This is a genomic window from Shewanella sp. 5_MG-2023, assembly GCF_030547465.1.
Lineage (GTDB): Bacteria > Pseudomonadota > Gammaproteobacteria > Enterobacterales > Shewanellaceae > Shewanella.
The window spans coordinates 133,497-157,196 of the sequence record NZ_JAUORC010000003.1; the positions used below are offsets into that span (position 1 = coordinate 133,497).

The window sequence follows — 23,700 nt, forward strand, 5'->3', positions numbered from 1 at the left end:
ACGGCCCTTAAACAGGTACTTAGTTCTTACTTTCACGTTCCTGTTGAGCGATTTCCAAATAATTTTGCGCCGCAGTAATGGCTTTAACAGCCCGAGAGTTAAACTCTCGATGATAGAGAATATAAACCACCAGCAAGCTGGCTATTATCAGTAAGATGGGGTTCCAAAACCAACAAAGCGCTGCCATGGAAAAGTAATAACTTCGTAAGCCATAATTGTAAGAGTGAGCGGCCTGATCGCCCACCGTGGCCATTTGGCGCGAATACTTTGCCAAGTTTTTATTGCTTCGTGTGCGATCAATGGGCGCTGCGCCAATCATCACATTTAAAAAGCCATATTGACGCATTGACCAAGTAAATTGAAAAAAGGCTAATACAAAAATACTTGCCAGCATAGCCAACTTCACCTGCACTAAGGCATGATTAGGTTCAGCGGCAAAGGGAATAGAGCTGATCACTTCTTCAAGGCGCTCAACTTGAGCAAATAAGGTCAATACACCCGCCAACACCAGTAAGGTGGTTGAGGCAAAAAAAGCGATATTACGTTCTAAGTTTGCCAACAATGCTGCCTCACCCACACGGATCTCCTTGGTCATCACTTCGGCCATCCAATAGATACGATGCTGATGCAAACAGCGGGCGATACAGTTCGTTGTTTTGGCCTTTTTACGGGCAAAAAAAGTGTAACCCACCCAGCATGAGAAGAAACACGCTAAAGCGATAAAATCGATAAAAGAGAAAAGCATAAGACTCAAGCTATTATGGAATTAATGGTTAATTATGCAACACATTACTCTTGCCTTAAATAGCCTTCATGTTATTAACCGCTAAATAATCAAGTTTAATAACAGCTAGGCAGTTATCAGCTTGATTGAAGCGTATATTTACGACCAAGGCAGCCTTTAAACCGCTAAGCAAATATATTTCATTTCAAGATACTCATCGATACCATGATGGGAGCCTTCGCGGCCAAGCCCTGAAGACTTCACTCCGCCAAAGGGGGCGACTTCATTCGAAATTAACCCGGTATTAACCCCGACCATACCGTACTCAAGGGCTTCTGATACTTGATATACGGTAGAGATATCTTTGGCGTAAAAGTAAGCCGCTAAACCAAACTCGGTATCGTTGGCTTGTTTGATCACTTGTTCAACTGAATCAAATTCAAAAATCGCCGCTAACGGCCCAAAGGTTTCTTCTTTGGCCACTTTCATCGACTGCTTTAGATTAACCAATACTGTCGGCTTAAAAAAGTTAGCGCCTAAAGCATCGCCCTTACCACCCAATACAATTTGACCGCCTTGTTGTAGCGCATCATCAATATGAGCTTGCACCTTTGCTACTGCGGCTTGGTTTATTAGTGGTCCAATAGTGACGCCATCATCTAAGCCGTTACCCACTTTGAGCTGCGCTGCTGCTTGGGTAAACTTTGCCACAAATTGCTGATATAAGCCTTTTTGAACATAGATACGATTAGCGCAAACACAGGTTTGTCCGGCATTACGATATTTGGCTTGAATAGCCCCTTCAACTGCCGCGTCAATATCAGCATCATCAAAGACAATAAACGGCGCATTACCACCAAGCTCAAGGGATAGCTTTTTAATACTTGGCGCGCATTGCTGCATCAGCTTTACGCCTACAGCGGTTGAGCCAGTAAAGGACAACTTTCTCACTATGGGGTTAGCACAAAGCTCTGCACCGATGGCGATGGCATCGCCGCTGATCACGTTAAATACCCCAGCAGGAACACCGGCTCGACTTGCAAGCTCAGCTAAGGCTAAGGCGCTAAAGGGGGTTTGCGGCGCAGGTTTAAGCACCATAGTGCAACCCGCTGCTAATGCAGGTGCAGCTTTACGGGTTATCATCGCAAGCGGGAAATTCCACGGCGTAATAGCAGCGGTAACGCCTACGGCCTGCTTAATCACCATAATACGTTTATCAGCTTGATGGGCTGGAATGGTCTCACCATAAACCCGTTTGGCCTCTTCAGCGAACCATTGCACAAAGGAGGCGGCATAAGCGACTTCAGCTTTGGCTTCGGCTAATGGCTTACCTTGCTCTAAGGTCATAATCAGCGCTAAATCATCGCTATGGGCTAATATCAGCTCAAACCAAGTCATTAATATTATTTGGCGCTGTTTAGCTGTGAGTGCTTGCCATGCTGCTAAGGCACTATTGGCGCTTTCAATGGCTTGCTGGGTTTCAGTCTGGCCCATTCTTGGCACTGTACCTAGCTCTTTATTGGTGGCAGGATTAATAATCGTGTCGCAATGGGTCGATATGGCATCACGCCATTGCCCATTGATATAACATTGATGACGTAACAAACTGGGGTCTTGTAAATGCACAATCGTATCCTTTAGCAGCAAAATAGCAGACACTACTATCTTAGCTAAGTTTGCGAAGGTTAACGAGCTAACGATTTAGCAACTGGCTAACAACCAAGCTGTGCCCCCATTTCGCCCTTTATAATCGCCGCTTAAATGCCCTGTAAATGTGAGCTAGATTACAAAGCGTTAAAAATAATTGCATTCCTCAACTAGCAGAGTATTTTAATCAGTAAGACATTGAAAATTTGATTTAACCTACTGAGTCATTTCAATTAATATTCAAGGCACTCAGGCTGTAAATACAAGGATATTGTTATGGTAGATACACTATTTAAAATATTATTTGTGCTGTTATTTCTGGTTATCGCTTACAAGCTCATTTTTTCAGGCAGCAGAGGATTGAAAGTCTTTGAAATGCATTTTAAAAACGGCAAACTCGATAAGCACTCGGGGAAAATCCCTGAAGCATTTCTGCGGGAATGTAAAAATATAGCCAAACACGAAAAGCTCACTTGTACTGTCAGAGCTGAAAAACTGAACGGGGTAAGATTACATGTCTCTGCCAATGTCGGTGACAAAATCACCCAACGGATCAGAAACGTTTTTCCATTTGAGTATTATGATAAGAAGCAACAGGACAATTCAAAGCTAAAGGGTTAAGGAAGCCAGAGGCTTTAGCGGTCAATATAAGTTGTATTAGTTGACCGCTACTGTAATGCCTTCAATCTGCCTTCAGCCATTGATATTTGAGTTACTCTTTGCTGATGACTAACGTAACCTGAGCAACCGTAACCCCAAATTTGATGATATCGCTTTTGTTTATAATGGTGCTTTCATCCACTAAAAACATCCAGTCATCAAAATGCACCTCATATTCTGAGTCATCAACCTCTAAAATCATGTCATAAGCCCAGCGCAGCGCACTGCCTCTGGCCTCACCGGTCGCAGTGCCTAAAATATCATTCGCCGTACCTTCATATTGGCCATTACCTAAATCGGTTATATGCCAAATTCGGGTTTGCTTTTCGCCATCATCATAAATAAACCACTCGTTAATAACCCCTTTATTACCTTGCCAACTGGCTTCCATAGTGACGGTAAATTTTCGGGTCACTGTGCCAGAGAAGTCTTGTACGATACCCGCCGCAGTTAACTTGCCGTCAAAAAAGCTACGTAAATTAAGTTCCGGAGTGGTTTTATCATAATCTTCAATAGATGCTGATGAACACGCCGTCAATAACACTAACGAAATGACCAGCAAAGATGACTTCTTAGCCATAGCGTAAGCGCATTGCAACTGTCGCCACGTCCTGTTTAATTCAGTTAACGCTAAACTTGCTTTAATCATTTCTTAACTCCAATTAACTGCTGACGTAATTTAGGTCTACTGGTATTTTCTGATAACCAAATGCCAAGAAATGCGTCTGCAAACCCCGGTTCTAAGATCATCGCCAAAGGCTGTTCGTTATAAAAAAACTGGCCTTTATTTTGCTCGTGCATCATAAAGCTTAGAGTGTCACCTTGCTTAACATCAGGCCATATACCTTCTAGATGAGCCTGCAGTTGAGGGATGCGACTTTGCTCGATACCAATGTGCTGCCACTGCTCTACGGTAGCTTCAATTAAATCTTCTGCATCAATATCTCTATGGTATTGGATTTCAAGTTTCAGTGGATATTGCTGATTTTTGTATTCACCATCTACTGACATTAGCTTGGCGCTGTAAACCGAAAACCACAATAAATCCAGATCGGCTTGGCCTACCAGTTTAAAATCTGTCGTGGCTAATGCTGTCGAAGCTGGTGTCGTTGGCACTGACGAAGATTGCACTGATGAAATTAGTTCTGCTGCGGGAGTTGGCTCAGTATTTAACTCTTGTGCGTTAGCCAATACGTTTGTACTCATAACAGCTAAGATACAGGCACTAAAAAAAAACCTAACTAAGCTCAAAACAACTAAGTGAAAAATTGCACGTGTATTTACACCAAGCGCATTAGGAACTGCTAACGAGCTTATCCGAGAATAACTATTCATCATATTGAGTTCCTCTATTGAGCCAATATAATCAGCCAACCACAGCCTGATAATTGCACCGCCGTTAGGTACACAAAGCTGGGTTAATTAAATAAGCTGGGCAATTTGTTTCACTTCGTGTTTGTGGCGAATGAACTTGGCAATGTGAAAAAATAACGGCATCAACAAGGCCCAAATAATGGCTAGAATTGCAGTGGTAAACAAATCGCCGTGAGGGAAATCGACCGCGCCAAAGTTGGCTCCAGCAAGGTAACTTAAACTACCAAATACGCCACCAACTAACACTTGAACAATAATGGGTAAGCCGCTAAAAATGCTTAAACTGTAATTAAGTGAAATCGCAAAATAACACCACAGCAGTAATAACCATATAGGCACAACCGTAAAATCAAAAAGCCCCGTTAAGGTAAGCGTTAAGTCAACTAGTACCCCGATAATGGTGCAACTGAGCATCACTTTGATATCTAAAACCCGTTGACGGCTGACGATAAAGTGCCAAATCAACAATAATCCTGGGATATATAGCAGCTGATTGCCAGCTAATACCCCTGCCCACCAGATAATCTGAAAGGCAATAACATTGATGATGATATTATGATTAACCCAGAGCATATACGTTATGCGCCACTGGCTAATGCAGTACGATATTGCGGCCTTACTGCCACTAAATGAACTGTGCTGGTAGTTCTTTCTAAAAATCCACCTTCACAATAACTCAGGTAAAACTTCCACATTCTGATAAAGTCTTCGCCATAGCCCATCTCTTTGATTCGGTCTTGGGCTTTATCAAATTTTTCATGCCAATGGTTTAAGGTTTGAGCATAATCTTTACCCATATCATTGATGGACCACACCACCATGTCGGTTTTATTGGCTATATGCTTATTCATTTCACTGATAGACGGTAAACAACCACCAGGGAAAATATAGCGCTGGATAAAGTCGACACTTTTACGGTAACTGTCATAGCGCTGATCAGCTATGGTAATGGCTTGAATTAACATGCGCCCATTTGGCTTAAGTAAACTTTCTAACTTCTTAAAGAAGCCCGGTAAATATTCATGACCTACAGCTTCAATCATTTCAATGGACACCACGCGGTCATACTCACCGGTCAAAATACGGTAATCGTCTTTTAACAAAGTTATTTTGTCAGTTAAGCCTTCTTGCTCTACCCGCTCTAGTGCGTAATCATATTGGGCATCAGAGATAGTTGTCGTGGTCACGGTGACATCAAAGTGCTTGGCCGCATATATCGCCAACGCCCCCCAACCAGTACCGACCTCAAGAACGGTTTGCCCCGCTTGTAAATCAAGACGCTCACAAATGGTTTGCAGCTTATGCTGCTGGGCTTGTTCTAAACTGGCATCGTGGTGCGGGTATAGCGCGCTTGAATAGAGCATTTCTTTATCTAGAAACTGCTCATACATCGGGTTGCCTAAATCATAATGCGCCAGAATATTGCGCTTTGAACCCGTTGATGAATTGCGGTTAAACAAATGACCGATACGATTAATACCAACACTAAACCATGAAAAGTAACGCTCAATTTTATCCAGTAATGAGAGGTTTCGGGCAAAAAGCTGCACCACTTTAGTTAAATCAGGGCTCGACCAATGACCTTGAATGTAGGCTTCGCCAGCGCCAATTGAACCACCCCAAATGATCTGCTTGTAAAAACTGGGGTGAGACACCTGCATAGTGGCATGCAAGTCAGAATCGACATTACCAAAGCTTAAGCTTTGCTCTGAGCTGCCAATTGCAGAGTTATCAGAACTAACAATGGTAAGATGGCCATCTGACAAGTGGGCTAATGCCTTAAGCAAAATCTTCTTCGCAAAGCTGTCAGAAATAGTCTCTTGCACTAAGCAGGTGTTGGTTGCCGCATTTTCCATAACTCTCTCCGCTGACTACTTTTTATATGCAATTTTTTGTGCGCTATTAGTATTTTAGCTGTAAATTTTATTTTTACTCATAAACAACAGGTTAGATTTCAATACACTAAAACTCTCGCTAGGCAAAAATTATTTGTTATGAGTTGAACATTACTAAACCAATACGCATCATTTCATGATTTGGTTTAATTTAAGTTTGTGGATGAGAGATAAAAGGGATCCGTTTAATAAATAACTTCAGCGCTTGCCAATAAATTCCAAACATAATTTTCAATGTCATTAGCGGAAAACTGAGCAACATACTGCGAATATTTTTGGCGGTAAAATCCTTTTTATTGAGCAACAAACTGGCATCGAACAGCTTATTGTCGGCATCATCCCTGTTTTGTATGGTCACATTTAAGCGCTTGCTTGGCGCGATGACCTTCCAAAAATAATGCATCTCAAGATCCATAAATGGCGAAACATGAAACACTTTATCTGTGGTGGTGGTTTTAGTGAGATTGACTAAGTAACAATGGCGCTGATCCCATGGCGTATTACTTACCTCCGCCAGCATATAAACCGCTTCGTCACCTTGATAGCAAAAATAGAAGTTAACCGGGCTAAAATAAAAACCAAAATGCCTCACTTGGCCAGCAAACACGACTCTGTCACACTGCGTCTGAGCCCCAAGCTTTGCTATCGTCCATAACACCCGCTGTTTCAGCGCTTGCGGCGGGCTCATTTTATCTATCAATGCTGCATCAACAGGGGAGCAATTAAACTGGCTTTCAAGGGCATTTAAATAATCATCAGGATTAAATCGTAGTACTGAGCGCTCAACTGCGCTAAATAAACGGCTAACCTTAGATAGCTGCGCCACTTCATCTAAGTCTATTGCCAGTAAGGCAATCTGATAACTGAAGCTGTGCAGCTTCGGCGTAAAGCGCCGGTGAATAATATCGCCACTGTATATTCCACTGGTGAATTCACTCATAGGCTAATGCCAAAATCATTGCACACATCAAGTGCACTGTGGACACCATCTTCATGAAAACCGTTATACCAATAGGCGCCAGCAAAATGAGTATGGTTAACGCCGCAAATACGTTTACGTTCGCCTTGGGCTTTCATACTCGACTCATTAAACACTGGATGGGCATAATTGAATTTTCTGAGAATTTTAGACTCATCAATTAAATCTGTTTGATTTAAAGTCACACAAAACGTCGGCGCATCTTTGGGTAAGCGCTGCAAAATGTTCATGTTATAAGTCACGCTGGCAGGTCTGTCAGCAATTTCAGCTGCATCCTTGCCTTCTAGGCGGTAATTCCAACTGGCCCATGCCGCTTTGCGTTTTGGCAGTAGATTAGTATCTGTATGCAAAACTACTTCATTATTTTGATATGCCATCGCCCCAAGTACTTGTTTTTCATCCTCAGTTGCATCGGTAAGCATCGCCAACGCTTGGTCGCTATGGCAAGCTAGAATGACTTCATCAAAGCGTTGAACTTCGCCATCATTAATACGTAAGTTAACCCCATCGTCGCTGCGTTCGATAGACGTCACTGCAGAGTCTAAAAACAATCGCTGTTTGAACGGAGCAATAAGCGCAGGAATATAACTGCGAGAGCCACCTTTTAATACATACCATTGTGGGCGGTCACTGATATTAAGTAAGCCATGATTATGGAAGAACTGGATAAAGAAGCGCAGTGAGAATTTGCGCATATCATTGATACTGGCAGACCAAATTGCAGCGCCCATTGGCAAGATATAATGTTCGCTGAAAAAGTCAGAGAAACCTTCAGCATCTAAAAATTCCCCTAAGCTATTACTCGGGTAATTCTTAGCTTCAAAAATGGCCTTACATTGATTATTAAACCGTACTATCTCTGCTAAAAACTTATAAAAATCAGGTTTTAATAAATTACGTCTTTGGGCAAACATGCTCCACAAGGTGTGGCCATTGTATTCCAATCCCGTTTGCACATTACGTACACTAAAGCTCATTTCAGTGGGTAATGATTCAACGTCTATTTTTGCCATTAGCTTTTGAAATCGTGGATAAGTTCTATCATTAAATACAATAAAGCCACTGTCGATAGCATAGGGCTTACCGCCTACTTCAACATCAATGGTCGCGGTATGGCCGCCTATATAATCATTAGCTTCAAATACGCTAACTTGATGAAGTTCACTGAGCAAATGCCCACAGGTCAGCCCTGATATACCCGAACCCACAATTGCTATTTTTTTCATATTATTCCTTCAACTCATTATTATTATTTTTGCTATGACTACAGTTAATGGCATTTCAATTATTGTTAATTTTTCAAGCAGGCTTAACTTATTTTCGGCGCTAAAATTTTATTAATCAGTGCCGATGGTAAACATGATAAGCCCTTAAGCAATAAGGTAAATCGCTTCGGAAAATGAATTTCATCCTTAGCTTTTTTTAATTCTGTAAATATTGTTATTGCCGCTTTTTCAGCAGTAATTTGCATGGGCATAGCAAAGTCATTTTTATCGGTCAAAGGCGTTTTAACAAAGCCTGGGCAAATAACACTGACTCCAATACCAAATGCTTTTAAATCAAGGCGAAGACTGCTAGCGAGGTAATTTACCGCCGCTTTTGAGGCGCCATAAGCTTCCGCTTTTGGGAAAGGCAGGTATGTCGCACTTGAGCTCATTAATGCCACTCTGCCGTTAATGGCCACTAGCGGTAAAAAATGCTCTAAACAATAACCCATCGAGATGACATTAGTTTGAATCACTCGCTCAAATAAAGCGCCATCAAAACGCAGCGGATTTTCAATGTATTCACAACTACCCGCATTAAGAATAACCAGCTGTAATTTCGCGTTAGATGCGGCTAATTTATCTGATAATGTTTGCGCTGCGGTTTGAATTTGCGCTTTATCGTTAATATCAAAAGCAAGCGGCACAACGCCACTTATGGCATTTAAGCGCTGCTCATTACGGCCACAAGCAAATACCATGTAGCCTTTTTCAACATAAAGCATCGCTAGTGCTAAACCGATACCAGAACTGGCCCCGGTGATTAACACTGCAGGTCTTGCTACTGATTGATGAACGTTTCCCTGATGAGAGTTAGCTTGTTCCATTATGCTGACGCCTTGTTTTTGATGAACGTAATCAACCGACCTACTAACGGGAGTTGTTCATACAGCATACTGCCAAGATCAAAATAATCGCGATGGGCTGTAATTTTATCGCTAAATTTAAGCTGGCTCATTCCTTCAACAGTGATGAGTTGGCCGTTGTTTAATTTAGGGTGGCGGTAGTGCATTGCCCAGAAAACGGCGGCCTGCTGATGGCTACAGCTCACCTCTTTGATATCAAATTCAATATGGTCAACGTTGGCATAAAGGTTAGCAAAGTACAGGCTGAGATGTTCAATACCTTCAACTTTGTGTAATGGATCTTGAAAGATAATCTCATCGCTATACACCTGATTAAGCAAGTGTAAGCTGTCTTTATTTAGCTGCTGATACATGCCGATAAAGTCATCAATTATTTGTGGTCTGGCAAGATCATTATTGCTGGCTGGCTCAGTTAAATGACTCACGGTATTGGCAGTACTTGGCATTATGTCTCCTTTACCACCTCAAATAACGATTAGCTGATTAACTAATAGCAATCTAGGTGGCGCTTAGCTAAACCTTGCAAACTTTGGTAATCAAATCGAGCTGTCATATTGCGACTGCAAGATTAATAGTAAGCTTAGTTGCACGTTTTGTCCTATGTTTAACCGATAAATAACTTAAATAATCATTGATTTTCAATAAGTAAATAATGCTACTTTATCGGATTGTTAATGATTAATACGCAACGATAGTCGCTGCAGTTCACAATAAAAAAGGCGCTTAGTTTTCACTAAGCGCCTTTAATAAACACAATAATCAGCTTTGGCGATATCAGTCTCTATCGCTATTTTAAGCTAATAAATTTAGTTCACTGGTAACCTCTTGCAGCAATTGGGTCCCAGTTTTTCTCAACTTCTTCTTTGATGAATTTTTGCTTCTCTTCGCTTAACTTAACTTCATCAATTCCAACCGCAGCATGAGCAGATTCTTTACTGCTAATGTCAGGGTATTGCACCTCGGTAACCTTAAGCAATCTAAGGACTCCCGCAATAGACTCACGCGCAGCTGTTGCTTGTTCGATGGCTTTAGTCAGTAACTCACGGCCTTCATCTGGGTTATGGGCATAAAGGCCATGTGAAGCCATGGCAAAATCCCAGCGCCATTGACCATGGCGGATCCCCATGATGCCTTCATTCATTTGATGCCAATTTGCACCAGCATCCCAAGCCGCTTTAGCTTCGTAATGAGCTTTAACTAATAAGCCCTCAACCTTACGCGCCATGGCATCAATTTCTTGCTTATCACTGTTAAGCTTTGCGGTGATGTCATCTTTACTTTGATGACAGCCTTTACAGGTTTGATCAAAATACGGTAATGCTTTATCAACCTTATGGCTGGTAAATGTCTCACCTTGTTCATTTTCTTCCGCAGGCATATGACAAGTAATACAGGTTACGTTATGTTCAGCATGCTTACTTCGGCTCCAATGCTCAAATTCTGGATGACGCGCTTTGAGTATTGGCGTTTTAGAAATAGGGTGAATCCACTCGAAAAAACGGCGGGTATCATAGTACTTCTCAATATCATCAGCTGTACTACCGAAGATCCAAGGCATGTTTACTACGTTACTTTTTTCAGGCTGGAAATAATAAGTCACGTGGCACTGGCCACAAACTTGTGCACCCTGCATAGAAACTGATTGTTCCGCAAATGGCAGACCCACTTTATTCATCGCATTCTGAGCATGAGGCCTTGGTAGGGCTAATTTTTCAGAACCGTTTTCATGGCAATCACTACAATAAACCACGCTTTTAATTTCAGTACCTAAATCGGTAAAGTTTTTTGCTGAATAACCTTCAAAGCCTAACTCATTAATTAGTCTTGGTGCATCAGGGGTTTTACAAGTCCAACAACTGGCAGAGGTGCCTTTCTCGCCTTCTTTTGGTGGCACACCAGTACGCAAGGTTTGGGTAACATCAGCGACAGCAAATTGATGCCCCCTTGGGCTGTGATATTCTTTGGCAAATGATGAACCTGCCCATAGGATAATATTGGCAGGATACTGGGCTAACATATCTTCACGTTCAGACTGCTCTTCAGTTGCCGCCCATGACTCATAATGTTCAGGAAATTTAGTTTCAAAAATATCCTTGGCTTGTGACGCCACCGCGCCGCCAAAAAAACTCAAGCTTAATAATACCGATACTGCTTTTACTGCCTTTGATTTAACCACTAAATCTCGGGCAACTAGGGATAAACGTTTGTTCACTGTGCTTCCTTAATATTACAAACTGACATAACTGACTAGTATAAATTCTATAGTTTTAACGACTTAAATTGCTTAAAACGGTGACTTCACTTTTAGCTGACCCAGCTTAGCCAGGCCTGCCATCAATACGAGGACGAGTAAGTATTGGGCTGTAATGCAGCACAAATAATCCAAAAGCCATAAACCAAAACCCACCTGCTAACCACAACCACATTTGGGTTTGAGCGGGTAAAAGCAAAGGCATAATGGCACGAAATATTGCAGCTATGGGTAAACAGGCAAACGCCAATACCATGCTAGGCCCTTGGTAAATATTTCTACTGGTGTGGCCCAGTGACACTCTTGAAATCATGGCTAAACATAAAGATGCGACACAACCCACAGCAAATAAGTGCAACATGCTTCGATAAGCATAGTCATCATTGATAAACCAACCTAACCCCAGTAGCGATAGTGGCAGTGACAAATAAGACACATGTAATGACCACAACATCGGCTCAGACAGGGTTTTGTGGGGTAACCAACGGCTAAATCGAACTAAATGCAGCGTACCTGCTAGCAATAACAACACTTGCTCAACAGCTACAGGCAGTAACTTAAATATAGCTTGAACCACCAAAAGTACCATTATTACTAATAAGCTCTTTTCCAGCATGTTAATTGGCTGAGCTTTGGTGACCTTTAAACGCATAGCGGTAAAAAACGGAATAACCCGTCCACCAACTATGGTAATCAGTAGCGCCAGCCAAAATATCATTCCCTGCCAAATTTGATTAGCTAAAATAAAATTGCGTTCGTTTAATGCGTAATAACTCACAAGATTAACTATAAGCGCTACCATGAGCATGATTGAAAAACCAATGTTCTGCCATTGCTTTACCCGATAAACGCATCGCCACATGGTAAATGCAGCAACGCCTAAAAACACGCTATCAAAAAATGCCGGTAAAATTAACGGGATATCCATCGGCAATAACAGCAGTAACCTAGCAAGTAGCCAACTGATAAAAGTAATCGCCAGAGGGATGCCTTTAAGGCTAGGTTGATTGGTCCAAGTTTGCACTGCCGTGAGTAAAAAACCACAGACAATAGCTAAAATAAAACCAAATAACATTTCATGGGGGTGCCACCATAAAGGTAATACGTTCGCCCAAAAGTTACTATTAAACAGACTATATTGCGGGGTAAACCAGCCCATTAACCATAATGGAATATACAGCATGGCAATCACTGCACCACCCAAGAAAAAAGGCCTAAAAGCTAAACGCCAAATAGCAGCGGTTTTTTCCGTTTCTGCTGGGTCGTCAATATTGAGCATAGTAATCAAGCCTTTTTTGGTGAACACATAACATGCATTTTATATGCATATTATATTATGCTGTTCTGAGCCAAGCAGCAATAGCGATTAGCCATTCTGTTACAAACCTAATTGAAACTGTGAACTCAGGCAAACAATCATAGCGTGCTTGGAGCAAATAAGCTCAAAACCAAGTCACTGCATTAGCAATGACTATTGGGGAGATGGTTAAGTTAACTCACTCGTTTCGCCAGCTTTAATCGGCAAACAAAGGGGAAGCAAGGACTAAATAAGAATGGAGATATGATTAAAATATACTGCTCATAAAAGGCCAGAAAGCCCTAGCGCTTTAGCGCGCTTAGGACTTCAATGGCACGCTTTCTCGCCATGGCATGTTCAACTATCGGACTGGGGTAGTGCAATTTAGCAGACGAAAACTCACGTTCAAAAGCAAATAACTCGCCGTTAGCATTGATATCTTGCTCACTTATTTCATTGCTGTTTATACCATCACAACTCAAAGTATCACCACTGAATATAGGCTGATGAATTTGCTTTAAACTCACCGAGGCCAACTCTGGAATATAATGCTTGATAAAACTGGCATCGGGGTCAAATTTACTACTTTGATTCATCGGATTAAAAACCCGAAAATAAGGCTGGGCGTCACAGCCCGTACCAGCAGACCATTGCCAACCGCCATTGTTGGCAGCCAAGTCACCATCGATAAGGTGCTGTCGAAAATAGCGCTCGCCCCAACGCCAATCCACCAACAAATGCTTAGTTAAAAAGCTCGCCACCACCATGCGCAAACGATTATGCATCCAACCGGTTTGATTTAACTGCCTCATTGCGGCATCAACAATGGGAAAGCCGGTTACGCCGTCACACCAAGCTTTGAACTCTTGGGGATGATTACGCCAATTTACTTTGCTGCCATTTTCATTAAAGTTTTTGCCTTTAGACAAATCAGGAAATGCCACTAACAGGTGCCGATAAAACTCACGCCAAGCCAACTCATTCACCCAGGTTTTAGCAGGACTAGTATCATCCACTAATGCATCTGGAAAACGGTTCAATACTGAGGCGAGACATTGGTTAGCACTAATCACCCCGATGGCTAAATAAGGCGATAAACGGCTGGTACTGCCTAGCGCAGGAAAGTCTCTTTCTGCTAGATAATCCTGTAAATTATTAGCGCAGAAACGGTCTAAAATGCGCTTTGCAGCCCCCTCACCAGCAAGCCAATGCTGACTAGAGACTTTCGGATAATCAAATGCAATTGTCTTTGGAGCCCTAAGCGCAGGCCCCATAGCCGCTGGCACTGCCACAGGGGCAATTCGCCTAGATGACACTATCTCACGCCAGGTTTTAGAAAAAGGGGTAAACACCTTGTACATCTTGCCTGCAAGATTAGTGACCTCCCCTGCAGCAACAATGCAATCTTGAGCGATAAACTGGATAGGTACACCAATATCAATAAGCTGTTGATCGCGTTTACGTTCATTAAACTCGGGTTCCTGGGTGGCAAATACCTGATCTATTTGATTATCGATTAGGTATTGCGGCATCCAGTCCATAACATCGTCGAACCAAGGTAAGGTTATCACCTCCAACTCAACCCCTAATGCAGCTAGACTTTGGGCTAAAAGGTTGACATGGCGCTCAATAAAATCCACTTGAATCGGCGCGACATCATGACTTTTCCACTGCTCAGTACTGGCAATAAAAATCGCTTTAACTTGACCATTTGTTTGACGAGCCAGCTCAAAAGCTTCAACAACACTATGGTTATCAGCAAGACGCAAGTCTTGCCTAAACCAAATTAAGCTATTCATTAATACAACCTCTTAGCTAAAGTCTTATCTGGTTTACGCCAACCGCAGGGTTAATACGACCACGTTTATTACAACTTAGTAAGCGTAGCGTAACCTGAGTTCTTCTGGATGCGGATTTAAATACACCTGCCCTTCAATATAAGGGGTTGGGTGTTCGCGTAAATAATGGTTAATTAAGGTTATTGGCACCAATAAGGGTAATAGTCCTTCGCGGTATTTCATTATCGATTCGGTAAGCTCTTCTTTTTGATCTTTAGACAGATGTTTTTTGAAATAGCCCTGAATGTGCTGCAAGGTACTGGTATGGTTTTTTCGCGTCGCTTTGATCTTTAACGCCGTCATAAAGCCTTCAAAATAGGTTTGTGCTGTGGCCTCAAGATCATCAATCTGCGCTAAGATTGGCCCTAAATCACGATACCATTGTGGGCTGTGAGCCATTAATAGGTATTTATAACGGGCATGAAACTGCATGAGTTTGTGCTTAGTCCAGCCTTCAGCTTGCAAGCAATGCCACTCATGGTAAGCATAGACGCGGGTAATAAAGTTCTCTTTTATCAAAGGATCATGTAGCCGCCCTTCTTCTTCCACGGGTAAATGGGGATAGGTCTCCATTAATTTTCTGGCATAAACTCCCACACCAGATTTAGTGCCATTATTGGTACCGTATTTATACTCAATCACCCGCTCCATACCGCAGGTTGGCGATTTAGCGCAGAGAATATAACCACCAATAAAGTTGAGTTCCTTAACCCGCTTTTCACTAAACTCAGCAAGTTTGTCGGTAACATCGATACTACCATCTGCACTTTTAACAAAAATTTTATCACCATCAATTTCTTGGCGAATACTTTTGCGTGGCGCGCCCATACCTATGGCCATTTCAGGGCATACGCTGATGTAATCAAAAAATGGCGCGAGATCTTTATTGCAATAATTTGAGTTTTTATGGCCGCCATCAAATCTTACTTTTTGCCCTAACAAGCAACTACTAATACCTATTTGGATTTTCTCTGAGTTAAAGATTTCTGTATTCACTATACAACTCCTTGTGGCGACTACTTATGGCGTAGAAATATTTACGATTACTATCATTAAATAGATCATCTTTTTTTATTGATATTAGTCCTGAACTCAATTTAAGCAATCACTCTTTTGCAGTTAATTTTCAAGAAGTTCTGACTAAGGTTAACAATGCTAAGGTAAACATAGAAGTATTGTCCCACCCCATAAAAAAAGGGCTACGCAATATCTGCATAGCCCTTCTAAAAATGTTTTTCGCTTGAGTTAATACGCCTCGCTTTAAGCCGAGTGTTTTTGCCCAAACTTCTCTAAGCCCCAAACTAAGCTGATACCAACAATTAGACAAATAATCGCAGCGGTTAATTGAGATGGCTCACCAGTTATTTGCTCAAACTGCATTGGCGATAAGTTTTGTTCAGTGAGTGCCACCAGCTCACCACTGGAATTTTCACGCCAAGTGAGGACTTCTTTCCATGGCCAGATTTTACCTAAGGTGCCTAACATTAACCCAGTTAAAAACATCAGTGTTTGATCATGAAACTTACGTAGCATGGCTGAAAGCACATGACTAAAGCTCAGTAAGCCCACAACACAACCACAGGCAAAACAAGCCAGCATTAAAATATCAAAGCCTTTGGCTGCAGCTAATACGGCTGGATACATACCTAATAGCAACAGAATAAAACCACCTGAAATACCCGGTAAAATCATCGCGCAAATGGCAATGCAGCCAGATATAAAGAAGGTAAAATAACTCACTTCAAGCTCAATGGGATTAAGCACTGTGATAGCCCAAGCAAAGGCGACACCTAAGATAAATAATGCCACTTGGAGCAAGTTAATCCCTTTCACTTGCTTAAGCATATGAACAACAGAAAATAAAACCAGCCCGAAAAAGAACGACCATACCGGTATAGGATGATTAGTTAACAACCAAGAAATGAGTTTTGCCAGCGTGAAGATACTGGTTAGGATCCCGCCAAACACACAAACCAAAAAAGGGCCATTAATGTGCATGAAAGCCGCTTTAAAACCTTGCTGCTTAATAATGCCAAAAAGTGAAGGATTAATTTTACGAATCGCATCTAATAACGGGTCTAAAATGCCCGTAATAAAAGCAATTGTGCCGCCAGAAACGCCAGGTACAACATCGGCTGCGCCCATCGCCATGCCTTTGAAGTAATTTAATAAATGATGCAAAACCAATCCTTATTAATAAAATGAACACACCTTAGAGGTGAGAAATACAAGCTTAAATACCTGATAAAACCTTATCTTAAAGCCAGCCGATAAACATCTTATGTTGGACGTTTATAAACTGAAAGTCATGTGACTTGGTTAGCAGTAAGACAATATAAAACAAATTATACCTGCACTAAGCTCAGTGAAGGAATATATCTTTTATCAATATCATTCGCTTATGTGCAAGCCGTTACAAGGATGTTAAACTCAAGCCCCAAAAACTCATCTGACCAGATAAAAATAAAACCAGATGGCTGAAAACAACATTAATCCTACGTTTAGAATCATTAAAGGACTGCTATGAGTCACGATAAACCCAATCACGTATTAGCCTTGTATCACAAAGTCACTAAATACCCTTTCGGTAATAAAATATTCTCAATGATGGTATCAAGAACAGCGCCCTACTTTGCTACCGTGCGCCCTCTCGTGACCGCATTAAGAGTGAACCACTGTGCTGTTTTAGTTAAAAAACGTCGCGCGGTACACAACCACATAAAAACCGTGCACGTAATTGCTATTTGTAATGGTTTAGAGATGGCCATGGGCGTGATGGCAGAAGCGTCTATTCCAAAGCATTTACGCTGGATCCCAAAAGGCATGTCGGTTGATTACACCGCCAAAGCAGGCACAGATATTTTATGTGTCGCCGAAGTCACCCCTGAGCAATGGCAAGTGGGCGATATGTTAGTACCGGTTAATGCCTATGATACTGAAGGCAAAGTGGTTGTTCGTGGCAGCATCAAATTATGGATTTCAGAAAAACCCGCTAAGTAGTCTCAGCTAACAGTCTGTATCAATTTTAACCGCAGGCTGTTAGTCTTTTATTACAATAATTAATCAACAAAGATATGAACTCGAAATGGATCCTTCAACTCATATTAATCGCCCTAATGCATTAACCTCAGATACACTTCAACAGCCACCACCAGCGTCATTAACCATTAATGAAAGTCACGGTAATCGCAATGCCAATATGGATGCCCTCAGAGGCATCGCCATTATTGGTATTTTGTTCATGAACATTTTTTTTATGAACAATAGCTTTTATGGCTATGCGCAGCATTACCCTCAAATTCAATCAGACATCATTTTAGAAGTCTTTAGTAATTTCTTCCTTGAAGGGCGCTTTATTTCGCTGCTATCTATCCTATTTGGCGCTGGATTATATATTCAATATAAGCGCTACGAGGCGGCTAGTTTAGTGGCCTACCCATTATTAAAACGGCGCATAATATGGCTTGCAGTATTTGGTTTACTCCATGGCATTTTTATTTGGGGCGGCGATATATTACTCAGTTATGCCTTTAGTGCATTTTTAGCCCTGAATTACCTCAACGGCGATATCACCCAGTTAAAAAAACGGGCTAATCAATTTATTGTTGGCTCGCTGCTCGTTATGGCCTTGCTGAGCTTGTTAGTAGAGCCAGAGTATTATTATCGCGGCTCTGAATTCCACCTTCAGCAGCTGCAAGCATGGTCTGCAAATTATAGTGACATAGTGTTATTACAACTTAACCAAGTCGGTTACATGTTACTGATTATACCGTTAACCTTAATGTGGTTTTTAGGGGGGCTAATGATCTGGGGAATGGCACTTTTTCAACAAGGGGCATTTGAACATGGATTAGAGCGGACAACCTTAATCAAGTGCGCTATTGCGGCCATTATATTATCAAGCCTAGATAGCCTGTTAAGCTTCAGTTCAAGCGCTATTTTAGTTGAGTTTTCAGCAATAGTGATGATGCTAAGTGCAATTCCTATGGCATTGATTTACTTACACCTTATAGTAAAAGCCTGTCAAGATTCCACTCACGTGCTCGCGCCTTTTCAAGCTGTGGGAAAGCTGGCTTTTAGTTGTTATATTTTACAATCCATCATAGGTGTCAGCCTATTTCGTTATCTTATGCCTGAGCTTAACGCCAGCCTTGATAGAGTTGACTATATCTTAATTGCACTTGGCTTAAGTGGGCTGCAATTGCTGTTAGCGCCGCTTTATTTGCGCTATTTTAGCCAAGGCCCGCTAGAGTCACTTTGGCGTAAGCTGGTTTCAAAAAAATGACTGGGTTAAAAACTAGCTGTTAAGCTGATATTTAAAATGAAAGTTGATACTTTGGAATAAAAGGATTCATGACACTGATGAAAATATTTGCACTAATCAGCTTATGCTTGATGGCACTCTTTAGTTATAGCATTTGGCCATTTTTGGCAATTTATGTTGCCGCGATAAACCTGTTAAGCTTTTTGATTACATGGCTTGATAAACGCGCAGCAGCAAAACAAACATGGCGAACACAAGAGCGCACTTTACACCTTTTTGCGTTACTTAGTGGCTGGCCTGCAGGGCTTTTGGCTCAACAAACATTTAGGCACAAAACCCAGAAAACACCTTTTAAGTGGATTTACCTCTGCAGCATAGTTATCAATATATTGGCTTTGGGGGGCTTGGCTTACCTGCAATATCAAGGGCTTTAACTGTGCTAAAACTTATGTGGTATGTTTCTAAACCGCTAACTAAGCTCTTTGGGTTAAAAATCATGATTTAGCCGTTAAAAAAACGCCGCTGCACTTTACCCACTGCACTTGGGTGAGTACCATTCATTTATTGCTAGCAACCATAAGAAGAAGTTATGAAAATCATTTTGTCCGTTTGTGTGATCGCAGGGATCATCTTTTACTTTTACACGCAATCAAACAATGAAAAAGCCTCGAAAGAGAACATCATTAAAGGCAATGCTTTCTTATTAGAAAATGAAAAAAATCCAGATGTCGTTACCACCTTGTCAGGGCTACAATATGAAATAATGCATAAAGGTGATGCAACTGAGCATCCAAAAGCGACTGACACAGTGACCGTTCATTATCACGGCACACTTATCGACGGTACGGTATTTGATAGTTCGGTTGAACGTGGTGAAAGTATCGACTTCCCACTAAATCGGGTTATTCCTGGCTGGACTGAAGGGGTGCAATTAATGTCAGTGGGCGATAAGTTCCGCTTTTTTGTTCCTAGCAGCTTAGCTTATGGCAATCGCTCGGCAGGTAAAATCCAAGGCGGTTCAGTACTCATTTTTGAAGTTGAGCTATTAGCAATAAACTAAGAATGAAATCAGCTAAAAATCTACTCTGACTAAAGATCACAATTTAAGTGGCTAAGTTTAGACGGCTAAGTTTAGACAACTAAGTTTTAGCGACTAAGTTTTAGCGACTAAGTTTTAGCGACTAAGTTTTAGCGACTAAGTTTAAGCCTCTAGGCTTAAGGTTTAAGGTTTAAGGTTTAAGGTTTAAGCGCCAGAAAATAAAAATCCCTTATAGCCAAGCTACAAGGGATTTTTTATTGGTTCATCTATATTGTTTATCGCAACTCACTAAATAGTGATGTCGATATCTAGCTTAGCCCAAATGGATCATCAATTGATTTAGCCGGCTGGGTGAACCACACAGCGCCAGATTCAGTCATATAAAAATGATCTTCGTGTCTAACGCCAAACTCACCTGGTACACATAACATCGGCTCGTTACTAAAGCACATTCCTGCTGCTAGCTGGGTGTGATCGTTTAGCACTAAATAGGGCCATTCATGAATATCTAAGCCAATTCCGTGTCCGGTGCGATGGGGTAAGCCTGGCACATCATAACCTGGGCCAAAACCTGCATTAACGATTACTTCTCGAGCCGCTTTATCAACACTTGCACACGTTGCGCCAATAGTCGCAGCAGCAAACGCCGCCAGTTGCGCTTGTTGCTCTAAATTCCATAATTCACGTTGGCGCTCACTTGGCTCACCAAATACATAAGTGCGGGTAATATCTGAGTTATAGCCGCCTAGCTGACAACCGGTATCAATCAATACCGTGTCGTTTAAATCCAGTGTTTTAGGCGACTTAACCCCATGGGGGTAAGCGGTATCTTCGCCAAACAATACAATGCAAAAATATGAACCTGCTGGCGCGCCAACCTTGATGTGGGCTTGATGGATAAAATCTTCCACTTCTTTGGTGCTAATGCCTTCACGTAAGATACTGGCGGCGGCAATATGAACCGCTAAGGTCATGTCCTTAGCTCGTTGCAACAAGGCCAGCTCCGCTGGCGATTTAATCATTCTACAACCGGCAGTGATGCTTTTGGCATTCACATAATTGAGTTGATCATTGGCGCTGCGAATACCATCAAAAATAAAGAAAGCGCTGGCTTCATCAATGCCCACCTTGCCAGCATTAATGCCTTTATTTGCTAGCATGTCGGCAAATAACTGAAAAGGGCTTTCATCTTCTTGCCAGGTATTCACCTTGCCCTTGACGGCCATATAACCTTGTAAGGTATCAAGCTCAAATGCAGGGGCAATATATTCAAGCTCACCGCAGGCAGGAATAATCGCCCCAACCATACGCTCGCTAGCATACCAGCGAGTACCGGTAAAATAGTACAGGTTAGTGCCAGCATTAATGTAGATGGCTTCAATGCCTTGTTGCTGCATTAATTGCTGTGCTTGGCTAATTCGCTGTTCAAACTCTCCTACCCCAATAGCAGCCACATCATGGGTCATATCTGACAAACTCGCTAATGCTTGTTGTGGGGTTTGGGTTCCGACTCCGACTGTCATAGTACGCTCCGATAATTAATGCTAGATAAGCAAATTTTATTCTATTAGTGATCCGATAATCCGCATAGTGTAAACTTCAACCACAAAATGTATACAATATAAATTATCAATTGTATTTCAACATTACACTCGCTGCGGTTACCCTGCAGATGATGACTATCGTCAGCGCTTTGTTTGAAAATAAACCGCCGTTGCGATAATCGCTTTACCTTAATAAGACTGAATCAATCAGCCACCTCCAATGGAGCAACCATGCCAGATACGATCACTCAGCGCCTTGACGCCATTCGCCAAACCATGTCGCAACAAAATCTCGATGCTTTTATTATTCCCCGAGCAGATGAATACCTCGGTGAATATGTCCCTGAGCGCAATGAAAGGCTGCATTGGGCTACTGGTTTTACCGGCTCGGCGGGCATGGCTATTATTTTAAAAGACACGGCCGCTATTTTTGTTGACGGTCGTTACACAGTGCAAGTGGCACTGCAAGTTGATGCGCAGTTGTTTAGTTATGAAAGCCTAACGGATACGCCGCAAATTCAATGGCTGATTGATAAGTTAGCTCAAGGTAAACGTGTTGGCATAGATAGCCGATTACATACCTTAGCTTGGTATCAACAAGCACAGCATCAATTAACAAAAGCTGATATTAGCTTAGTGTCAGTTGCTGAAAACCCAATTGATATCCATTGGCAGCAACGCCCAATGCTACCAACAGAGCCCATTACCTTATTTAGCCATGAGGGCGCAGGCCGTAATAGCCTTGATAAACGTCAACAAATTGGTGACATCATTGCCAAGCAAGGCGCCGATATGGCATTAATTGCCGCTTTAGACTCATTCTGTTGGTTACTTAATATTCGTGGCAACGATGTGCCAAGATTACCCGTCACCTTAGGCTGCGCGTTACTGAGTGCCAACGGTGATATGACCTTATTTGCTGATAGCAACAAACTGCCCCAAGGCTTTGCTGAGCATGTGGGCGCTGGCGTTGAATTTAAAGATGAATCATTATTAGCTGAAGCGCTTAAGCAACTTAACGGTGTAAAACTGCTGGCAGACCCTAATACCAGCAATGCTTGGACCCAGCTAACCGCAGAGCAAGCGGGCGCCATATTAGTTGCGGGCTCAGATCCTGTCGCGCTGCCAAAAGCACAAAAGAATGCCGCCGAGCTTAGTGGTATGCGAGCATGTCATATCCGTGATGGTGCAGCAGTAAGCCGTTTTCTTGCTTGGCTTGATATGGAAGTTGCCGCCAACCGTCTTTATGATGAAGCCCAGCTTGCCGATAAACTGGAATCATTCAGATTAATTGACCCACTGTATCGTGAGCCAAGCTTTGATACCATTTCAGCCACCGGTGCTAACGCCGCTATGTGTCATTACAATCATAATGACGCCACGCCAAGTCAAATGACCATGAACAGCATTTACTTGGTAGATTCTGGGGCGCAATACCTTGATGGCACCACAGATGTCACCCGTACTATTGCCATTGGTGACGTCAGCGCTGAGCAACAAAAAATGGTCACCTTAGTATTAAAAGGTCATATTGCCCTTGATCAAGCCAAATTCCCTAAAGGCACATCAGGCCAGCAGTTAGATGGCTTTGCTCGTCAGTACTTGTGGCAACATGGTTTTGATTATGACCATGGCACAGGCCATGGCGTAGGACATTTTTTAAGTGTTCATGAAGGCCCGCAGCGCATTGGTAAAAACGTGAATGGCGTGCCATTATTGCCAGGTATGGTGTTATCCAATGAGCCGGGGTATTACCGCGCTAATGAATTTGGTATTCGCATTGAAAACCTAGTGGCTGTGCTCCCATCACCAAGCCTAGTTAATGCTGAGCGTGAAATGCTGGAGTTTGATGCCTTAACACTAATCCCTATTGATAAGCGTTTAATTGATAAATCCTTACTCACTCAAGCTGAAATTGATTGGTTAAATCGCTACCATCAAAAAGTGTTTACCACCTTATCAACTATGCTCACAGGTGATGACCTTGCATGGTTAACTGAGGTAACGACTGAGCTTTAATATAACTCAGTCATTATCCCCATACTTGCCCAATTTTA

22 protein-coding genes are annotated in these 23,700 nt (G+C 42.1%); 6 read left to right on the top strand and 16 right to left on the bottom strand.

Going from position 1 to position 23,700, the window contains the following annotated elements; all coding sequences use genetic code 11:
• Window positions 1-19: 19 nt before the first annotated feature.
• Window positions 20-745, bottom strand: coding sequence for a DUF599 domain-containing protein (locus Q4557_RS02470; protein WP_102438751.1), 726 nt, complete (start codon window positions 743-745; stop codon window positions 20-22).
• Between the two features lie 156 nt (window positions 746-901).
• Window positions 902-2,350 (bottom strand): NAD-dependent succinate-semialdehyde dehydrogenase, encoded by a 1,449-nt coding sequence (locus Q4557_RS02475; RefSeq protein WP_303410451.1) that lies wholly within the window; start codon window positions 2,348-2,350, stop codon window positions 902-904.
• Between the two features lie 297 nt (window positions 2,351-2,647).
• Here Q4557_RS02475 and Q4557_RS02480 point away from each other — a divergent pair, with 297 nt between their 5' ends.
• On the top strand, window positions 2,648-2,992 hold the full coding sequence (locus tag Q4557_RS02480) for a DUF3634 family protein (RefSeq protein WP_102438755.1): 345 nt from the start codon (window positions 2,648-2,650) through the stop codon (window positions 2,990-2,992).
• Between the two features lie 91 nt (window positions 2,993-3,083).
• Here Q4557_RS02480 and Q4557_RS02485 read toward each other — a convergent pair whose 3' ends face one another.
• From Q4557_RS02485 to Q4557_RS02545, 13 genes are all read right to left on the bottom strand, one after another.
• Window positions 3,084-3,611 (bottom strand): DUF3833 domain-containing protein, encoded by a 528-nt coding sequence (locus Q4557_RS02485; RefSeq protein ID WP_102439149.1) that lies wholly within the window; start codon window positions 3,609-3,611, stop codon window positions 3,084-3,086.
• 65 nt (window positions 3,612-3,676) lie between these two features.
• On the bottom strand, window positions 3,677-4,237 hold the full coding sequence (locus tag Q4557_RS02490; protein WP_157936284.1) for a chalcone isomerase family protein: 561 nt from the start codon (window positions 4,235-4,237) through the stop codon (window positions 3,677-3,679).
• A gap of 216 nt (window positions 4,238-4,453) precedes the next feature.
• A complete protein-coding gene (locus Q4557_RS02495) occupies window positions 4,454-4,978 on the bottom strand; it encodes a DUF2878 domain-containing protein (protein WP_102475539.1) in 525 nt (174 codons plus the stop codon).
• A 5-nt stretch (window positions 4,979-4,983) separates the two neighbouring features.
• On the bottom strand, window positions 4,984-6,261 hold the full coding sequence (locus Q4557_RS02500; RefSeq protein WP_303410457.1) for a cyclopropane-fatty-acyl-phospholipid synthase family protein: 1,278 nt from the start codon (window positions 6,259-6,261) through the stop codon (window positions 4,984-4,986).
• A gap of 190 nt (window positions 6,262-6,451) precedes the next feature.
• Complete coding sequence (locus Q4557_RS02505) at window positions 6,452-7,240, bottom strand: DUF1365 domain-containing protein (protein WP_102475540.1); 789 nt, start codon at window positions 7,238-7,240, stop codon at window positions 6,452-6,454.
• On the bottom strand, window positions 7,237-8,505 hold the full coding sequence (locus Q4557_RS02510) for an NAD(P)/FAD-dependent oxidoreductase (RefSeq protein ID WP_303410460.1): 1,269 nt from the start codon (window positions 8,503-8,505) through the stop codon (window positions 7,237-7,239). The genes Q4557_RS02505 and Q4557_RS02510 overlap by 4 nt, the downstream gene beginning before the upstream one ends.
• Window positions 8,506-8,588: 83 nt before the next feature.
• Window positions 8,589-9,371, bottom strand: coding sequence for an SDR family NAD(P)-dependent oxidoreductase (locus Q4557_RS02515; RefSeq protein ID WP_303410462.1), 783 nt, complete (start codon window positions 9,369-9,371; stop codon window positions 8,589-8,591).
• The gene (locus Q4557_RS02520) at window positions 9,371-9,763 is read right to left on the bottom strand and encodes a nuclear transport factor 2 family protein (protein ID WP_368506485.1); all 393 of its coding nucleotides are present in this window, start codon (window positions 9,761-9,763) and stop codon (window positions 9,371-9,373) included. Before Q4557_RS02520 ends, Q4557_RS02515 begins: the two co-directional genes overlap by 1 nt.
• Before the next feature lie 458 nt (window positions 9,764-10,221).
• Complete coding sequence (locus Q4557_RS02525; protein WP_303410535.1) at window positions 10,222-11,541, bottom strand: ammonia-forming cytochrome c nitrite reductase subunit c552; 1,320 nt, start codon at window positions 11,539-11,541, stop codon at window positions 10,222-10,224.
• Between the two features lie 187 nt (window positions 11,542-11,728).
• Entirely contained in the window at window positions 11,729-12,940 is a 1,212-nt protein-coding gene (locus Q4557_RS02530) for an NnrS family protein (RefSeq protein ID WP_303410465.1), read from the bottom strand.
• Between the two features lie 320 nt (window positions 12,941-13,260).
• Entirely contained in the window at window positions 13,261-14,757 is a 1,497-nt protein-coding gene (locus tag Q4557_RS02535) for a deoxyribodipyrimidine photo-lyase (RefSeq protein WP_303410468.1), read from the bottom strand.
• A gap of 75 nt (window positions 14,758-14,832) precedes the next feature.
• The gene (locus Q4557_RS02540; protein WP_303410470.1) at window positions 14,833-15,792 is read right to left on the bottom strand and encodes a DUF523 and DUF1722 domain-containing protein; all 960 of its coding nucleotides are present in this window, start codon (window positions 15,790-15,792) and stop codon (window positions 14,833-14,835) included.
• Window positions 15,793-16,056: 264 nt separating this feature from the next.
• Window positions 16,057-16,977, bottom strand: coding sequence for a DUF368 domain-containing protein (locus Q4557_RS02545; RefSeq protein ID WP_303410471.1), 921 nt, complete (start codon window positions 16,975-16,977; stop codon window positions 16,057-16,059).
• 342 nt (window positions 16,978-17,319) lie between these two features.
• Here Q4557_RS02545 and Q4557_RS02550 point away from each other — a divergent pair, with 342 nt between their 5' ends.
• From Q4557_RS02550 to Q4557_RS02560, 4 genes are all read left to right on the top strand, one after another.
• Complete coding sequence (locus Q4557_RS02550; RefSeq protein ID WP_102475549.1) at window positions 17,320-17,796, top strand: hotdog fold domain-containing protein; 477 nt, start codon at window positions 17,320-17,322, stop codon at window positions 17,794-17,796.
• 85 nt (window positions 17,797-17,881) lie between these two features.
• The gene (locus Q4557_RS02555; protein ID WP_303410473.1) at window positions 17,882-19,081 is read left to right on the top strand and encodes a DUF418 domain-containing protein; all 1,200 of its coding nucleotides are present in this window, start codon (window positions 17,882-17,884) and stop codon (window positions 19,079-19,081) included.
• Window positions 19,082-19,191: 110 nt separating this feature from the next.
• Window positions 19,192-19,494 (top strand): DUF1294 domain-containing protein, encoded by a 303-nt coding sequence (locus tag Q4557_RS19920; protein ID WP_368506486.1) that lies wholly within the window; start codon window positions 19,192-19,194, stop codon window positions 19,492-19,494.
• 155 nt (window positions 19,495-19,649) lie between these two features.
• Window positions 19,650-20,120, top strand: coding sequence for an FKBP-type peptidyl-prolyl cis-trans isomerase (locus tag Q4557_RS02560; protein WP_102475551.1), 471 nt, complete (start codon window positions 19,650-19,652; stop codon window positions 20,118-20,120).
• Window positions 20,121-20,407: 287 nt separating this feature from the next.
• Here Q4557_RS02560 and Q4557_RS02565 read toward each other — a convergent pair whose 3' ends face one another.
• The gene (locus Q4557_RS02565; RefSeq protein ID WP_102438784.1) at window positions 20,408-21,622 is read right to left on the bottom strand and encodes a Xaa-Pro peptidase family protein; all 1,215 of its coding nucleotides are present in this window, start codon (window positions 21,620-21,622) and stop codon (window positions 20,408-20,410) included.
• A gap of 252 nt (window positions 21,623-21,874) precedes the next feature.
• On the opposite strand from Q4557_RS02565, the gene Q4557_RS02570 reads away from it, so the two are divergent.
• Window positions 21,875-23,662, top strand: coding sequence for an aminopeptidase P family protein (locus Q4557_RS02570; protein ID WP_102475553.1), 1,788 nt, complete (start codon window positions 21,875-21,877; stop codon window positions 23,660-23,662).
• Window positions 23,663-23,700 lie beyond the last annotated feature (38 nt).

Bases quoted from the DNA above. Each gene is read 5' to 3' on its own strand.
- Q4557_RS02470 (WP_102438751.1), bottom strand. From the start codon at position 745: ATGCTTTTCTCTTTTATCGATTTTATCGCTTTAGCGTGTTTCTTCTCA.
- Q4557_RS02480 (WP_102438755.1), top strand. From the start codon at position 2,648: ATGGTAGATACACTATTTAAAATATTATTTGTGCTGTTATTTCTGGTT.
- Q4557_RS02485 (WP_102439149.1), bottom strand. From the start codon at position 3,611: ATGGCTAAGAAGTCATCTTTGCTGGTCATTTCGTTAGTGTTATTGACG.
- Q4557_RS02490 (WP_157936284.1), bottom strand. From the start codon at position 4,237: ATGAGTACAAACGTATTGGCTAACGCACAAGAGTTAAATACTGAGCCA.
- Q4557_RS02495 (WP_102475539.1), bottom strand. From the start codon at position 4,978: ATGCTCTGGGTTAATCATAATATCATCATCAATGTTATTGCCTTTCAG.
- Q4557_RS02500 (WP_303410457.1), bottom strand. From the start codon at position 6,261: ATGGAAAATGCGGCAACCAACACCTGCTTAGTGCAAGAGACTATTTCT.
- Q4557_RS02505 (WP_102475540.1), bottom strand. From the start codon at position 7,240: ATGAGTGAATTCACCAGTGGAATATACAGTGGCGATATTATTCACCGG.
- Q4557_RS02510 (WP_303410460.1), bottom strand. From the start codon at position 8,505: ATGAAAAAAATAGCAATTGTGGGTTCGGGTATATCAGGGCTGACCTGT.
- Q4557_RS02515 (WP_303410462.1), bottom strand. From the start codon at position 9,371: ATGGAACAAGCTAACTCTCATCAGGGAAACGTTCATCAATCAGTAGCA.
- Q4557_RS02520 (WP_368506485.1), bottom strand. From the start codon at position 9,763: ATGTATCAGCAGCTAAATAAAGACAGCTTACACTTGCTTAATCAGGTG.
- Q4557_RS02530 (WP_303410465.1), bottom strand. From the start codon at position 12,940: ATGCTCAATATTGACGACCCAGCAGAAACGGAAAAAACCGCTGCTATT.
- Q4557_RS02535 (WP_303410468.1), bottom strand. From the start codon at position 14,757: ATGAATAGCTTAATTTGGTTTAGGCAAGACTTGCGTCTTGCTGATAAC.
- Q4557_RS02550 (WP_102475549.1), top strand. From the start codon at position 17,320: ATGAGTCACGATAAACCCAATCACGTATTAGCCTTGTATCACAAAGTC.
- Q4557_RS02555 (WP_303410473.1), top strand. From the start codon at position 17,882: ATGGATCCTTCAACTCATATTAATCGCCCTAATGCATTAACCTCAGAT.
- Q4557_RS19920 (WP_368506486.1), top strand. From the start codon at position 19,192: ATGGCACTCTTTAGTTATAGCATTTGGCCATTTTTGGCAATTTATGTT.
- Q4557_RS02560 (WP_102475551.1), top strand. From the start codon at position 19,650: ATGAAAATCATTTTGTCCGTTTGTGTGATCGCAGGGATCATCTTTTAC.
- Q4557_RS02565 (WP_102438784.1), bottom strand. From the start codon at position 21,622: ATGACAGTCGGAGTCGGAACCCAAACCCCACAACAAGCATTAGCGAGT.
- Q4557_RS02570 (WP_102475553.1), top strand. From the start codon at position 21,875: ATGCCAGATACGATCACTCAGCGCCTTGACGCCATTCGCCAAACCATG.